Raw genomic sequence first — 14,065 nt, forward strand, 5'->3', positions numbered from 1 at the left:
TGTGCAGCCTGAATCCAGACTTTATGAAAGGTAAGGGGATAAGTTTCAGCATTATCAATCTTTTTTAACTTCGGCTAATGCTAGGCATATATGGCATTAGCCGGCTCTATCAGTCCTAAATACTATCGCCCCCAAAACGAAAAAACCTCGCACTAAGCGAGGTTATAAACCCTTGATAAGCAAGGAAGAATCTGGGGTGACTGGCGAGGATCCAACCCTTTACACTACCACTGATAAGCCAACTTAATGCTTGCACCAGTAGTATTATCATCAAAATACGGCTCATCATCTGAGCTGACTCCCGCATGAACGGCCGCGCCAAGAACAAATGAAGATTCAGAAAACCCTGAGAAGTAATAATTGTAGAGCAAAGCTATCCCATGATAGCGCGCCGCATTATCACCAACATAATCAACATCAACAAGCCCCAAGAAAGCTCCTAAAGAATGACTATCGGAAGATACAAGGCGCTCCCAACCTAAGCCGTACCCCGTAACCGAACCTGCCTCCTCCGAGAAACCCTTCCAACCCAAAGAACCGAAATACTTATCTTTACCGCGGTTAATCGAGTATTTAGCCCCTAGCCCGGCATGATCCACACCCACGCCCAATGAAAAATTTGAGTCCCCAGCCGCAGAGGCGAACATAGAACAAGTTAGGAAAAATACGGACAGCAGATACTTCATTACAGCTCCAAGCTACTTCTTAGTGGTTTCAATAGAGAGATTTTTTGCCGCCAAATGGGCAAGCCTCATTTTCCGTCAAACATAAACCTCAACATAGATTGAGGCAGAAATTCGTACACCGAATTCGTACACTGAGGCCCAAAACTAAAAAACCCCGCACTAGGCGAGGTTTTAAGTCCTTGATAATCAAGGAAGAATCTGGGGTGGCCGACGGGGATCGAACCCGCGACCTCAGGAGCCACAATCCTGTGCTCTACCAACTGAGCTACGGCCACCATAACAGTGATATACTTCAGCACCTTGTGGCAGTACTGATTGCCGGATATCTCTTGCAACCAATCTGGCTTCAGACTAAGTCCTTTTTGCCAAACCAGCACCATCTTGTGTAGATGGCACGCCCGGCAGGACTCGAACCTGCGACCATCCGCTTAGAAGGCGGATGCTCTATCCAGCTGAGCTACGGGCGCAAGGTGAACCCGGAAAATTGGTCGGGGCAGAGGGATTCGAACCCCCGACATCCTGCTCCCAAAGCAGGCGCGCTACCAGACTGCGCTATGCCCCGTTTTTCCAATCATTCGCATCTCTTTGACCCCGTTAACCGCCCCGTAGGTGGTTGTGTAAGTCGCTGTAGCTGCGAAGTGCGTGCATAGTAATGATACCCCCGGCCCATGTCAACGCTTCTAAGCTATTATTTTTAAAGAAGTTTATCCTTTTGCCTATCTGGGCCCAGAAGTGGCGAAATTATTTCCAACCTGTGCGAAAATGGCGCACTTCGCGAATCCGACCGGATAAAAAGTAAGCGTTTTTAAAAATCGCCTGCTTCCGCCCTTCTATATACAGTAGGTGCTGGAGCAGACTCCGGTCTATTAGCCATCGATTTTTTATTGTTAGAGATAGCATCTATGTCTGCACTGGTTCTGGACGGCAAGGCCCTGGCACAGAAAACTGAAGAAGAACTCTCGGCTCGGGTAGCCGTACTAAAAGAGAAGAGCGGTGGGCAAACGCCAATCCTGGCGACCATCCTGGTGGGTGATGACCCCGCTTCAGCTACCTATGTAAAGATGAAGGGCAATGCTTGCCGCCGTATCGGCATGGATTCCATGCAGGTGGAACTGCCCTCCTCCACCACCACTGAGGAGTTACTCGCCAAGATTGAGGCGCTCAACGCCAACCCCAACGTCCACGGTATCCTACTTCAGCACCCGATGCCGGCACAGATCGATGAGCGTGCCTGTTTTGACGCGATCAGCCTGGAGAAAGATGTAGATGGCGTGACCTGCCTGGGCTTTGGCCGTATGGCAATGGGTGAAGAAGCCTATGGTTGCGCAACCCCCAAAGGCATTATGCGCCTACTGGAAGCCTACAATATCGAAATGGAAGGCAAGCACGCCGTAGTTGTGGGCCGCAGTCCTATCCTGGGTAAGCCGATGGCTGCCATGTTGTTGAACGCCAACGCCACCGTAACTATCTGCCACTCCCGCACTCAAGACTTGGCCGAACATATCCGCCGCGCAGATATCGTAGTGGGCGCCGTGGGCAAACCGGAGTTTATTAAGGCCGGGTGGATTAAAGATGGCGCTGTAGTTGTGGATGCCGGCTACCATCCAGGCGGTGTGGGTGATATTGAACTGGGCCCGCTAACTGAGCGCGTTGCCGCCTACACCCCGGTGCCCGGCGGTGTTGGCCCCATGACTATCAATACCCTGATCTACCAATCTGTCGATTCCGGTGAACGCAAGATTGGCTAGTTCTATACGGTTGGATAAGGCGGTCAGCCAGGTGACTGATCTCTCCCGTGCCGATGTGAAGCGCGCTGCCAAGGCGGAGCGCATCAGCGTTAACGGCGAGGTCGTCACCGATCCGGCCGCCAAAGTACAGGCCAACGATGCACTGTACCTGGACGGCGAGCCCCTGCACGAGCCGGGGCCACGCTACATTATGTTGAACAAACCCCTGGGCTATGTAAGCGCGACCAAAGATGGCGAACACCCTACGGTGCTGGACCTGATTGACGAGCCCAACAAGGCCAAGCTACATATCGCCGGGCGCCTGGATATCGATACCACCGGGCTGGTGCTACTCACCGATGATGGCCAGTGGTCACACAAAGTGACCTCACCGAACCACCACTGTGAGAAAACCTATTACGCTCTGCTGGCAGAGAAAATTGAGGAAGATGCGGTGGCAAAGTTTGCCAAAGGCATCTGGCTCAACAATGAAAAGAAAAGAACCAAGCCGGCCAAGCTTGAGATTCTCTACGCTAACGAGGTGCGCATCACTATCGGTGAGGGCCGCTACCACCAAGTCAAGCGTATGTTTGCCGCCCTGGGCAACCGGGTAATCGAACTCCATCGGGAGAGAATCGGCGATATCTTCCTGGATGAAGAGCTCCAGGAAGGCGAATATCGGCTGTTAACTTCTGAAGAAATCGCTTCGGTACAATAAAGACTATGTCCTCGCTTCTCCTCCAGGAAATCTCACAGGTGCCGAGTGAAACCCTGTGGATCGCCGATGAAAACAGCAAGCCTTTACTACAGCCGGGCTTTCACTTTGAAGGTGACCTTCTTACCAACCGCTGGGATATTGCCGAGCTGGCCCAGGGTAAGGTTGGGCGCAGCTTCTATAACGACTTTCACCTTGAAGAGCTGGATCGCCGCTACCGCCGCATTGTTTATTCGGTCTCCAAGGAAAAAGCCGTCGTTCACCATATCATCAACCAAGCCCCACGGTTTCTCGGTGAAGGCGGTGAACTGGTGTTGTTAGGAGAAAAGCAGAGCGGCATTAAAAGCTATGCGGCTAAAGTTGCCGAGCGCCTGGATGGCAGTAAGCATCTGCAAAAGTACGGCAACGATTATTGCAGTGTTAACCGGGTGGAGCATCCCCAGGGTGGAACACCTATCGGTGAGGAGAATTACCCGCAGCTACGCAGCCTGCCGGAGCTTGGGGGTCTTTATAGCAAGCCCGGTCTGTTTGGCTGGAATAAGATTGATAAGGGCAGCGCCCTGCTGGCCCAACAGCTCACCACCGAGCTTCCCAAGGAAGGTGCCCAAGTTATCGACCTCGGCTGTGGCTACGGTTATCTCAGTGCCCGACTAGCGTCATTGGGGAGCTTCCACTTTACCGCTATCGACAATAATGCCGCTGCCCTACTCGCCTGTAAGAAAAATTTTCAAATTCAGGGTATCAAGGGCGTAGTGCTGCCCTCCGATGCCGGGGCAGAGCTGGAAAGCGGTGCTGCGGACCTGGTGCTGTGCAACCCGCCCTTCCATCAGGGGTTCCAGGTGGAGGGCGATCTCACCGATCGCTTTCTGCAACAAAGCGCACGGTTATTGAAAATAACCGGTACGGCACTCTTTGTGGTGAATGAGTTTATTCCGCTGCTCAAGAAGGGGCCGCGTTACTTTTCTGAGGTGCAGTTGATCACCAAAGAAAAAGGCTTCTGTGTATACCGGCTGCGCCCTTAGGGCGCAGTTTGCCGGCGTTTATCTAAATTAGGCGAGCAGTCGCCAGGAGACAAAATCAAATTTGCGGACCGGTTGAGTCGGTAGGATTAGTAGTCGCGCAAATTAAACAGGTTCATCGAGAGGGTGTGCTCCTCCAGCTCTTCCAATTGTCGCAAGCGCTCGAAGGCTTCACGCGCCGAGGGAGTCTCCGCCCCCTGGGCCAGATCCCGGTATTGGTCAGCCAAATAAATCTCAATATCCATAGCCAGTTTGGCAATGTCATCTAGATTATCTATATCGATACTGCGCAGGCGCTGCAGAAACTCCTTCTCGCGCCCTTCCGGGGCAAATTGCACCCAGGTGTGCAAGGCACCTGGCGGCAAATCGGCGTGGAAGTTCTCCAGTGAATGCTTCATGGAGTCTTCCCGTCGTCGAAGCTGATCTAGGAGCAGCTCAACCCGCTTGTTGGTGGCAAGCTGCTCATACTCTTCGTATTGCAGCGCCAATTTGGCATGAAAATCCCTTCCTTCCTGAATAACTTCCTCAACTGTTTTGTACCGCATTAACGAGCCCTGGAGTAATAAGTCGCTAATGTCAGTATAGACAGGCAGTGAGAAAGGGCGCCAACAACACCCAACAAAAAAACGACAGTGGCAGTTTTCTCTTTGCCTATCGAGCCGCCAGGGCGCTCCAGACAGATAACTCAACGCAGAAGTCGATGATGAGCATACAGGCGACAACTGGGGCTACCGGGGTTGATTTTGGCTGGAGCGCGCTTCTTCAGCTCCGCCAGTGGAAGCGTTTTCCGGCTCACCGCCAGAATATGATTTTCGTATTGGGGCATGTAGGCCATCCAGGCACCACGCAGACGGCTGCGCAAAGCCTTTTGACGCCAGGCACTGTTTCGGAGCTCCTGAAGATCGCCAAAGTTACTCACTAAAACCCCATCCCGATGCAATAGGCGCATCAAGTTGGCGCACCATTCTTGACTTGCGGGCACGGCGCGCTGTGCCACCCCCTGAAAATGACCAAATAAGTCATCGATTACCAGGTCAAACGGCTCAGCAGAGGGGTTTTGCAGGTAATCTGCCACATACTCTTTGGCATCGGCATGTACCAGCTCTACATCCTTAACTCCGAAGAAGCGGCGGGCCACCTGTAAGTGAACCGGGTCCAGGTCCACCCCAACAATACGTTTCGCCGAAGTGTAAGCCTGTAACAAGCGGATCAAGGCACCGCCCCCAACACCTAACAGCAATACAGAATTCAGACGCTTCTCTGGCAGAAAGAAGGCCGGTAACAGAAGCAGCTCCCACAGGGAGCCCTTAAGGGGATCGCGGGGATTCCACTGGGAATGGAAAACCCTGTTGCTGTACAAACGTACGCTGGCGCCATGGTTGCGCACCTCATAACAGGTGTCTTCCACTTGCTTCTGCCACAGTAGTGCCATTAGCTTTGTGGCAGGTCTGAAGATTTCAGTAGCACTTGGGCAAAGCCCTGTAAGCCAGCCAGGTCTTCTGCGGTGAAACGGGCAACGGTCGGGCTATCGATATCGAGCACACCAAGGCAGCGGCCGTTATTATCGTAAAGTGGAATAACCACTTCAGAAGCAGAAACCGCATCGCAGGCGATATGGCCTGGAAACTGGTGCACATCCTCTACCAGTTGAGACTCTCCGCTTGATACCGCCGTACCGCAAACTCCGGCACCTACGGGAATACGAGTACAGGCGGGCTTGCCCTGAAAGGGTCCCAGACGCAGCTCATCACCATGCAAAAAGTAGAAGCCCGCCCAATTGATATCCTCCAACTCCATAAACAACAGAGCGCTGGCATTGGCAGTATTGGCCAGCCAATCCCTCTCGGCGGATAGCAGACCTTCGAGTTGACTATTGAGCGATGAGTAGAATTTATTTAACGACATGGCCGGATCGCCCCCTCACAATCAGTGGCTATAAAACGCGTTTGCCAGACACAGCAAACCCGCGAAATACTTGGCGTATTGTGTGCCAAGAGGCAGGTATTTTGCGGGCTTTACAGCAGGAATCAACCGGTGATTGAAAATTACTGGTAGGGGTCCAGTACCTCCTCTTTTGAGGACTCCCGTTGATATTGGTCTGCATCCATTGTGGGACGTGACCACTCATTACTTTCGCGGCCACCCTGCTCCTCCCCCGATTGGATAGCAGGGGGTGCCTTGGTGACATCGGAGGCAATTAAAGCGGAGCGTTTTTGCTCGAATCGCTTTTCCACGACGGGCTTGGGCGGCATGGAGGTGCTGGACTCCCGGCGGATACGGCTGGCCATAGTGCTTAGCGTTGGTCGTCGGCGCTCGGCCAGCTTAACCGCTTCCAACTCGCTGTTGAGCCGATTGACCTCTGCCTGCAAATCTCCCATCTGCGCCTGCAGTTCGGTAATCTGAGTCAGTACGCCTTTAACTTTACGGCTTTCCTTCTCATATAAAACAGCGGCGCCGCCGAAGGCCAAAGCAAAAATGACCAAAATGGAAAACTGACGCATAGAGATCTCCAGAAACTTCCCTTGTTATTTTTAAAGGGCATTTTTACCGTATATTTTCTGTATCTTCCGAGATCTCGCGCATAAAAAACAAGCTTTAAGGCTGACTGAAACGACTGCAACAGCCAGCACAGAGTTAAGAGGAAGAAAAATTTATCCGATAGCGACAAAAAGCCCAGCGTTAAGGGAGAGTCTCCAGCAAAGCCTCTGTTTTGACGGCCTCCTGATCCACAAAACAATTATTAGCCGAGATAGCTGGGATCAAATAATCATCCGCATATTGGCAGCCGATCATTTCGATGGGTTTTTGCCCGAGCTTTTCCGCCAAGTCGGGAGAATGGGCTTTGCCGGCGTGCAGAGAGTTGAGTAACAAATCATAGCCGGGCCGCCAACACTGCAACTCAGGAAAACTTTTCTTCAGCGCGGCGGCTATACGTAGCCCTTCATAATCCAGATCCCCCCAAAAAAAAACGGGAAGTGAACCCAAATTATCGCCATACCACCACTGTGAAAATTGCTGCCGAGAAACTGTAGTGGCCGAATTAATCGTGCTAAAGCGAGTAATGCCACAATTGCGAATCCGCTCCGCACCACCCTGATAGCCCTCGCTGTACACCAGCGCCGTGGAGCTGGGCTGCAATTCCGCCAAGCTGATAAAAGTATCCTGGTTCTCTATAAAAATCACCTGCGCAAACTGTTCCGGCAGGTAGGCGTGAAGTAATAACTGGCGCTCGCGAATCTTTCGGCTCAGCTCCGGAAACAGGTTACGCACCAGGGACTGGCGACTAGGTAAATCAAGATATTTGGAATCCCCTTTAAAGCAGCGCGCGGCCAATTGCCGCCAGGTGATTTGCTCGGCAAAAATCAATTCCCGACTTATCGCGGCCCAGCAGGAGACCATCTCCTCGGCAGAGTCGAAGCCCGCTTGAAGCTCCAAACCCTCTACGGGAAAAGCCGCGGGATTCTCAAAGCGATCGGCATAGGGCTCCAGCAGACTGATCCAGGCAGACTTGCGCAAGTTGGGGGATGGACGATTGAGCCACAGGCGCAGCTGCTCTTCACTGGCATCCCGAAAGATCAGCTGAGCGCCCTGCCACTCTGCGACACCCGGTCGCCGTTTAGGGTTCGGTTTTACTGCAAAACATTGATACTCGCTGGCAAAATGCTGCAATTCATTCCACAGCTCCTGCTCGTCTTGATCGGGGTCCCTGAGGGGCTCCAACACTTCCAACCAGCGCTTACTGCCAGCGCGCAAATCCAGCCTGAAACTAATGCGGGCTTCCTTGCCCCGTTCCAGCTGGCTATCCCGCCGATCCAGAATAAAATTCAGGATGCCGATTAACAGCGGGTTTTCCTCTACCCAATAGGGCAATGTCTTTTCCATCGGTTGCCTCCCTGCCAATGGAGGGGTTTCCCCCGAAAATACCTATCCCTCTACTTCTACCAGGTCCATAAAATCCAGCGACGCCTGCTGGCGAATCGTGCGGCGGTGATTGGCCCAGAGCTCGGCGATACGCTCCTGGTTGCACACCTTGCGATCGACATACACCCGCGTATTCAGCTGGCCGATGGGCTTGGCACTGGGGCACTTACTGAATACAAACTGGTTCGAGATCAGGTCCATAAAAGGTCCGGATTTACTGCTGGGCATAATAAACAGCAGCTGTAAGCCCAGGGTTTCGGTCAGGTAGCGGATCACTTCCTTGGAGCGGGACTCATCCATTTTGGAGAAGGCCTCATCCACCAGCACCATCTGCAAATGGCTGCCGCTTTCACCAAAGCGGAAGGCCGAAGTGACCGCTGCGGAGCGGATAATATAAGCCGGCGTTTCCAGCTGACCACCGGAACCGGTGCCGTACTGGCTGAGCGCAATCGGCTCCTTGCCTTCCGGTTCCTTATAGATCTCATAGCTGCGGTAGTTGCGATAGTCGCTGATTCGATCCAGCTCGCGCCGCGCCACCTGCTCGTTTTCACTCAGCAGCATACTCAACAGGCGATCCCGCACCTTGCGGTGCTTGGGCGCCAAGTCTGTATCGAACAGGCTCTGCTCTTCGCCCAAGTTCGGCAGTTCGATTACTGCCTTAAAGAAGCTCCAATATTCCTTGAATTCCGCCACCCACTGGTAGTCGAAACGGAAGCGCTCGCGGTCGGCGCCAAAGCGGTGGTGCTCCAGCTCTTTGTTCAGATCATCCAACACGCGCTTACCATCGTTAATGGACTGGTAAATAGCGTGGCACAAGTGGGTTACAAAAGTGGTGTTAAAGGATTTTTTCAATCCCAGCAATTGATCGTGGCGCTCCACCAGCAGGTTGTTCTTCAGGCGGTTGCGCAGGGTCTCTACCTGATCGCCGAGACCGCTGATCAACTTGAACAAACCATCTTTGTGGCCGCCACTCAAGTCTGGCTCAAATACTAGGGTATCGACGCTGGCACAGGTGGCGTTGTACTCCATCACCGCGCGATCCAACTGGCGACTGTATTTCTCCAGCTGCCCCTGCCAACTTTCGATATCCGCTGAGAAATCGAAGTTGTCAGCTGCGCGCTCTACCTGCTCATCAGCAGTAACCAGTACTTGCTCGGCATCGAAAGTGGGATCGATGGCGGTAATACGCCTTACCATTTCCTCGCTGTCACTGGCGGCATCATCCAGGGACTCCAGCTCGCCAGACAGCGCGTATAAGAGTTTGTCGTTGCTTCTTAGCTTGGTCTCCAGAGAGCCATGTTTGCGCTGGAGGTCCGACAGCTGCTTCTGCTGATCTTTAAGCTGGGCCTTGAGTTCATCGACCTGCTGCTCAAACTGCTCGAAGTCCTTCAGGTCCAGGTTTTCCAGGGCGCGCTCGGCGCTGCGCCACTCGCGCTGGGCCGCCAGGGCGGAATCCACAATGGACAACAGCTTGATATTCGCCAGTCCGCGCACCGCGTTGGTGACTCGGCGGTAGAGCTGGTGGCGCTCGTTGACGTGGGCGGCCTCTTCCAGCAACTGCTCCATAGCGCGCTGCTGCGCCGCCAGTGCGCGGGCGCGGGCGCCCTGGCCGAACACCAGCTCGGCATCGTCCATATCGCAGCGCCACATGCTGTAGTTGCCACTGGCCATACCGTCGGCAGTCAGGCCCCGGCGGGTGCCGCGCAGCTCGTGTTCATCCTCCACCTGAACCACGGCACCGTAAGAGGCGCGCAAATAGTGCTCGGCAGTTTTATGGGTGAACTCCATCAGTTCGATAATGGAGCCCGACGGCATATCCAGGCGCTCCGCATCGCGGCGGGCTTTGTCCCCCTGGATCACACGGGCGCGGTTGTTGCGCCCGGGCAGGCCGCGCACGATACGAATCGCGCGGGCCTCATGTTCCGGCTCCACAATAATCGAGAAACGCGCGCCGCCCAGATAGCCTTCAATCGCCATCTGCCAGCGCTCATCCAGCACTTCCACATAATCACACAGAACGCGGGGCTCCGCCTCAGGGCACTGCTCGTGAATTGCGGCCAGGGCCGCTTCCACCGATTGGGGGTAGCGCACGCGGTTGGCCTGGAGATGCTGAATGCGGCTTTCCTGGGTGCGCAGCTGCTTTTGCAATTGCTGTACTTTTTGCTCCCAGCGGGAAGCCTGCTGGCCAATCTGCTCTTTGGGAGAAACTTCATCACTGGCGCCAGCTTTACCACTGCTATCCAGCAGGTCGAAGAGGCGGTTCTGCAGGGCCTCACTGCTGGCAGCGCGCTCGCGCAGTGGCTCCAATGCGGCCAAGTCAATCCAGTCCTTGCCCAACAACTTATGCAGATCCGGCAGGTCTTCCTCACGGGCTACCTGCTTGATCGCCTGCACCAGTGCTTTATCGGAGAAGGCGGGAATTTCCAGCTCGGCAGAGGTCGAGTTGAGCAGGTTTAATAATTCTTCGGCGGCCTCACGGTTCTCGCGCCAGCGGGCCTCTTCGGCAGACATGGGGGTGTGCTGCTGGGACAGAAGGCTCAAGGCATTGTTAATACGCTGTTCCAGTTCGTCCTTATTGCGCAGCGCATCGATACCCAGGCGCTGGGCTTGAAGCTCTACCAGCTGACCATTGAGCTGCTCGACGCGTTCGGAGGCGACGCGCACCTCCCTTTCATTGTTGTCCAGATCGCTGCGCAGTTTTTTCTGGTCGTTCTTGCCGCTCAGATAACTCTTTTGCACCCGCTGCTGGCGATGGCGTGCGCACAAATATTCCTGCACCCGCAACTGCAACCACTGCTCCCGGTAGAGCTCTACCGACTGGGCGATGGCCTCCAGGGAACTGACCCGCTCCACAATCTGACGGGCTTCCTGTTCCATGCTGTGGATGGTTTTCATCAGTTCGGAAACGGAGCGGATGGCATCACCCAGATCGCGCTTTTCCAACACTTCCTGTGCGACAAAATCGTTGATGCTTTTAACCGGCTTATAGGCCATAAAATTGGCAAAGGTGCGCGCGGCGTGCATGGCCTCGCGATCGGAGACCGCATCGCGGCGTCCGCGCAGGGCACCGTAAAGGCGGCGCAGGTAGGCCTTTTTCTTGTCGTACTGCTCTACTTTTTCGAACTGCTTGCTCAGGACCTGGTTGAATTTATCCAGCGGCAGCAGGTGTTTGCCATCGGTGTAATCCCGGACAAAATCTCCCATCACCAACTGTTCGCCGGGGAATACGAAAAAGCGCAAATCACTTTGGCGGGCCTGGGCGGGTTTACTGCTGTTATCCAGGTGCGCGCGAATCCCCATCACTGCGGTAAAAGGCTCAGCATCGTCTTCGCCGCTGGTGGGATGGAAAATACCGGCGATGTAACAGTCGGTAGGTTCGACACGGGCATAACTACCGTCGTCACAACCCAGTACATAGGAAGCTAGCGTCCGCACCTGCTTGCCACCGCGCCCGCGCTGGGTGGTTTCATCCTGTCCCGGGTTAAAGGTAAACAGGGTATCGTGGGCGGCGGTCATCAATGTCTGGATAGCATCGGCCGCCGTGGTTTTACCGGAACCGTTGCCACCGGAAAACAGGTTGATCGGGCCGAAATCATATTCCAACTGCGGGATATTGCCCCAGTTAATCAGGATCAGTTTTTTTAGGAACATAGTCTTTTCAAAAAAACGGTCTTTTCAAAAGCAGGGTCTTTTTGCAGGCGGGAAGCCGACACCCCTCTCCGAGGCTCCCGGGTGCGATTTACGCAAACCCGGGCGGTCGAATGTTTTCGATTTTTTATAGCCGCTACTGCGGCCTCTATTTTCAACTAGGAAGCGGCTTCACTCTCAAACAGGCTGTTGTCTTCGACTTCTGGAGTGATGCGTTCGAGCGCTTGCTCTTGTTCCGCCTCTTCAACCTCATCAATTTCATCAATTTGAGTGGCCTCGCTCTCCACTGCGGGCGGGGCTTCGCTGTCGATCAGCTGGTGCAATACTGACTCGCTGACAAAGTGGGCGATGGTCGGGCGCACGCGCAACCAAACTTCCGCACTGGTCTCCACTTCTTCGCTGCTGAACTGCACCAGACGCAGCTGGCGCAATTTCTTCAGCAGGTTTTTACGCTCGGCATGTTTATCAGGCAGGGACATTTTCAGCAGATTGCGCATGCCCAGTTCCAGGGCTTCCATCGATAGCGCGGCGCAACCACTCTCATCCACCTGCCCTTCCCGCAGCGCTTTATCGTATTCCACTCGTAAGGCGAGAATCGCGGCTACTTCCTGCTGACTGAGACGGGCGCGGAAGCCGCCGTGGTGCGGCTCTTCCTGATCCGGCAGACCCGGCACTTCGGCGCCGGGCGGATACACGCGGATAAACTGGAAACGGCTGTCGTGCTGCAAACGCAATCCCAGCGGGGCCAACCACTCGCGCACCAGCTGCTCGCAGCGCTGGAAGCGATCGTAAAGCGTGGTTTCGATAACGCTTTCATCCCGGCAGATAACGCCGTAATCCAACAGGCGCACCAACAGCTCAGAAAATTCGCTGCGGTTCAGGCGGCACTGCGCCAGGGCCTCTTCCAAAGCCTGTTCAATCACGGTTTTTCAGCTCCAGGATATATTCGTCAAATTCGGTGAAATAATCATTGCTGGCGATTTCACCGGTAAATTTCACCTGCAAGTCGGCGGCGCCGCTCTGGTTCACTGCCGCCGCTTCGATCATATGGCTCATAGCGAGCAGATCACGCGCATCGCGCAATGGCAGGTTGCGGCTGTTGATCTGGCGGCCGGTGCCGAGAGCATCACTCAGATAATCGCGCAGGTTACTGTTGTTGAAATTAAACGCCTGGTCGAGCAGTTGTTGCAGCTCGATCTCGCGGCGGTTCTCTTCACCGATGGGGGCTTCATCTTCGACCCGTGTATTCACCGGCTGGCGGCGGTTGCGCTGCCACAGCTGGGTTTGTTTGGGGTCAAACAGGCGCAGCTGGAAGCCACCTAACTGTTCGCCCAGCTGCTCGAGAATTTGTGTTTTTTGCTGGCTCTCACCGAGACGCTGGCACAGGTCCGCAAATTCACCTTCGGCCTGACTGTGCAGGTAGCTGAGCTGGCGGATAATAATATCCGCGCGCTTGGTAAAACCCTGTAACGCGCGGCGCAACGCGGGCAACTTCACCTCGCAGGCGCGGCGCATGCGGTCTTCGATGGTATCGAGCATCAGCCACAGCAGGGACTGGCCGGGCTGCACCAATTCCGGCAGCAGCTGGCGCAAGCGCTTCTCCCACTCCGCTTTCTGCAAATCCTCCTTGCGGCGAATGCAGTCAATCACCCGGTTGATGGAATCGCGATGTTTTTCCACGCTGTCCGCAGACAGACGGATAGCCAGGTCCGGTTGGAAGCGGCTCTCCATAAAGGAGAAAAACTCATCGGTGGCCTGCTGCACCAGCAATTGGGCTTCCACCTCCCGCACCATTTCCCGCTTGCGCTCTTCCAACTCAGCAATCATATCGGTGAAATCCGCCACGATACGCTCGGAGTATTCCCAGGCATCGATCAAGTCGTGGATTTCACCTCGACTGGCAAAGGCTTCCAGGGCATTTAAGGTGTTACGGGTATTGCGGTGGCGAGTGCGCACGCGAGTGCCGTTCACTTCCACTAGCGGCTGAGTGAAAAGTCGGCCCCGGCGGCTAAACGGATAAGTGGCGGTGAGCGTGGCGCTATCTACCTGCTTCTCCAGCCAACCGAATTCCACCAGGCTGTTCAGTACCCAGACGGCCTGGTCGCGCAGGTTGCGGAAGCGGCCCTCGGGGTCCTGCACGCCGTCCTCGCTGTCGAGTTGGGGCGCGCGGGTCAGGGCCTCGGCAAAAATTTCCAGGATCTGCTCCCGCAGCAAAGACTCACCGTAGTCAGCCTTGGCGGTGTACAGACGCTCATACAAAAGACGCAAACACTCAACCACCTGTTCGCGGTATTTACCGGTCAGCGGGCGGAAGAAGTGCTGGTAGGAATCGACGAAGAACAACGACTA

General features: G+C 54.7%; 12 protein-coding genes and 3 tRNA genes. 3 read left to right on the forward strand and 12 right to left on the reverse strand.

From position 1 onward, the window contains the following. Positions 1-224 precede the first annotated feature (224 nt). The 4 genes from ACJJH9_RS11445 to ACJJH9_RS11460 all read right to left on the reverse strand — a co-directional run bounded on the left by ACJJH9_RS11445 (position 225) and on the right by ACJJH9_RS11460 (position 1,248). Positions 225-686, reverse strand: a complete 462-nt coding sequence (locus tag ACJJH9_RS11445) for a hypothetical protein (protein ID WP_444922823.1) — start codon at positions 684-686, stop codon at positions 225-227. Positions 687-885: 199 nt separating this feature from the next. After that, positions 886-961: transfer RNA gene (locus ACJJH9_RS11450), tRNA-His, on the reverse strand. Between the two features lie 115 nt (positions 962-1,076). Next, positions 1,077-1,153, reverse strand: a tRNA-Arg gene (locus ACJJH9_RS11455). An 18-nt stretch (positions 1,154-1,171) separates the two neighbouring features. Further along, a tRNA-Pro gene (locus tag ACJJH9_RS11460) sits at positions 1,172-1,248 on the reverse strand. A 340-nt stretch (positions 1,249-1,588) separates the two neighbouring features. On the opposite strand from ACJJH9_RS11460, the gene folD reads away from it, so the two are divergent. The 3 genes from folD to ACJJH9_RS11475 are packed head-to-tail and all read left to right on the forward strand — an operon-like array spanning position 1,589 to position 4,150. After that, on the forward strand, positions 1,589-2,434 hold the full coding sequence (folD, locus tag ACJJH9_RS11465; RefSeq protein ID WP_444922824.1) for a bifunctional methylenetetrahydrofolate dehydrogenase/methenyltetrahydrofolate cyclohydrolase FolD: 846 nt from the start codon (positions 1,589-1,591) through the stop codon (positions 2,432-2,434). Beyond that, positions 2,427-3,131: a 16S rRNA pseudouridine(516) synthase RsuA gene (gene rsuA / locus ACJJH9_RS11470; protein ID WP_444922825.1), complete on the forward strand. Its 705-nt coding sequence runs from the start codon at positions 2,427-2,429 to the stop codon at positions 3,129-3,131. Before folD ends, rsuA begins: the two co-directional genes overlap by 8 nt. Positions 3,132-3,169: 38 nt before the next feature. Next, entirely contained in the window at positions 3,170-4,150 is a 981-nt protein-coding gene (locus tag ACJJH9_RS11475) for a class I SAM-dependent methyltransferase (RefSeq protein ID WP_444922826.1), read from the forward strand. A gap of 86 nt (positions 4,151-4,236) precedes the next feature. Here the strand turns inward: ACJJH9_RS11475 and ACJJH9_RS11480 are convergent, their stop codons facing one another. The 8 genes from ACJJH9_RS11480 to ACJJH9_RS11515 form a co-directional block, all read right to left on the reverse strand. Next, entirely contained in the window at positions 4,237-4,692 is a 456-nt protein-coding gene (locus tag ACJJH9_RS11480) for a hypothetical protein (RefSeq protein WP_152453116.1), read from the reverse strand. Positions 4,693-4,832: 140 nt separating this feature from the next. Beyond that, positions 4,833-5,555 carry a methyltransferase domain-containing protein gene (locus ACJJH9_RS11485; RefSeq protein WP_444922827.1) on the reverse strand — a complete coding sequence of 241 codons (723 nt, stop codon included), beginning with the start codon at positions 5,553-5,555 and terminating at the stop codon, positions 4,833-4,835. A 23-nt stretch (positions 5,556-5,578) separates the two neighbouring features. After that, positions 5,579-6,052 carry a free L-methionine (R)-S-oxide reductase MsrC gene (gene msrC / locus ACJJH9_RS11490; RefSeq protein WP_444922828.1) on the reverse strand — a complete coding sequence of 158 codons (474 nt, stop codon included), beginning with the start codon at positions 6,050-6,052 and terminating at the stop codon, positions 5,579-5,581. 140 nt (positions 6,053-6,192) lie between these two features. Continuing rightward, complete coding sequence (locus ACJJH9_RS11495) at positions 6,193-6,648, reverse strand: hypothetical protein (protein WP_444886512.1); 456 nt, start codon at positions 6,646-6,648, stop codon at positions 6,193-6,195. A 178-nt stretch (positions 6,649-6,826) separates the two neighbouring features. Then, positions 6,827-8,029, reverse strand: coding sequence for a Wadjet anti-phage system protein JetD domain-containing protein (locus tag ACJJH9_RS11500; RefSeq protein WP_444922829.1), 1,203 nt, complete (start codon positions 8,027-8,029; stop codon positions 6,827-6,829). Between the two features lie 42 nt (positions 8,030-8,071). Then, on the reverse strand, positions 8,072-11,719 hold the full coding sequence (locus tag ACJJH9_RS11505; protein ID WP_444922830.1) for an ATP-binding protein: 3,648 nt from the start codon (positions 11,717-11,719) through the stop codon (positions 8,072-8,074). Between the two features lie 155 nt (positions 11,720-11,874). Continuing rightward, positions 11,875-12,639, reverse strand: a complete 765-nt coding sequence (locus ACJJH9_RS11510; RefSeq protein ID WP_444922831.1) for a DUF4194 domain-containing protein — start codon at positions 12,637-12,639, stop codon at positions 11,875-11,877. Next, the gene (locus tag ACJJH9_RS11515; protein WP_444922832.1) at positions 12,632-14,059 is read right to left on the reverse strand and encodes a Wadjet anti-phage system protein JetA family protein; all 1,428 of its coding nucleotides are present in this window, start codon (positions 14,057-14,059) and stop codon (positions 12,632-12,634) included. Before ACJJH9_RS11515 ends, ACJJH9_RS11510 begins: the two co-directional genes overlap by 8 nt. Between the last annotated feature and the right edge of the window lie 6 nt (positions 14,060-14,065).

The sequence above is a fragment of the Microbulbifer mixtoriginis (SeqCode) genome (assembly GCF_052466715.1).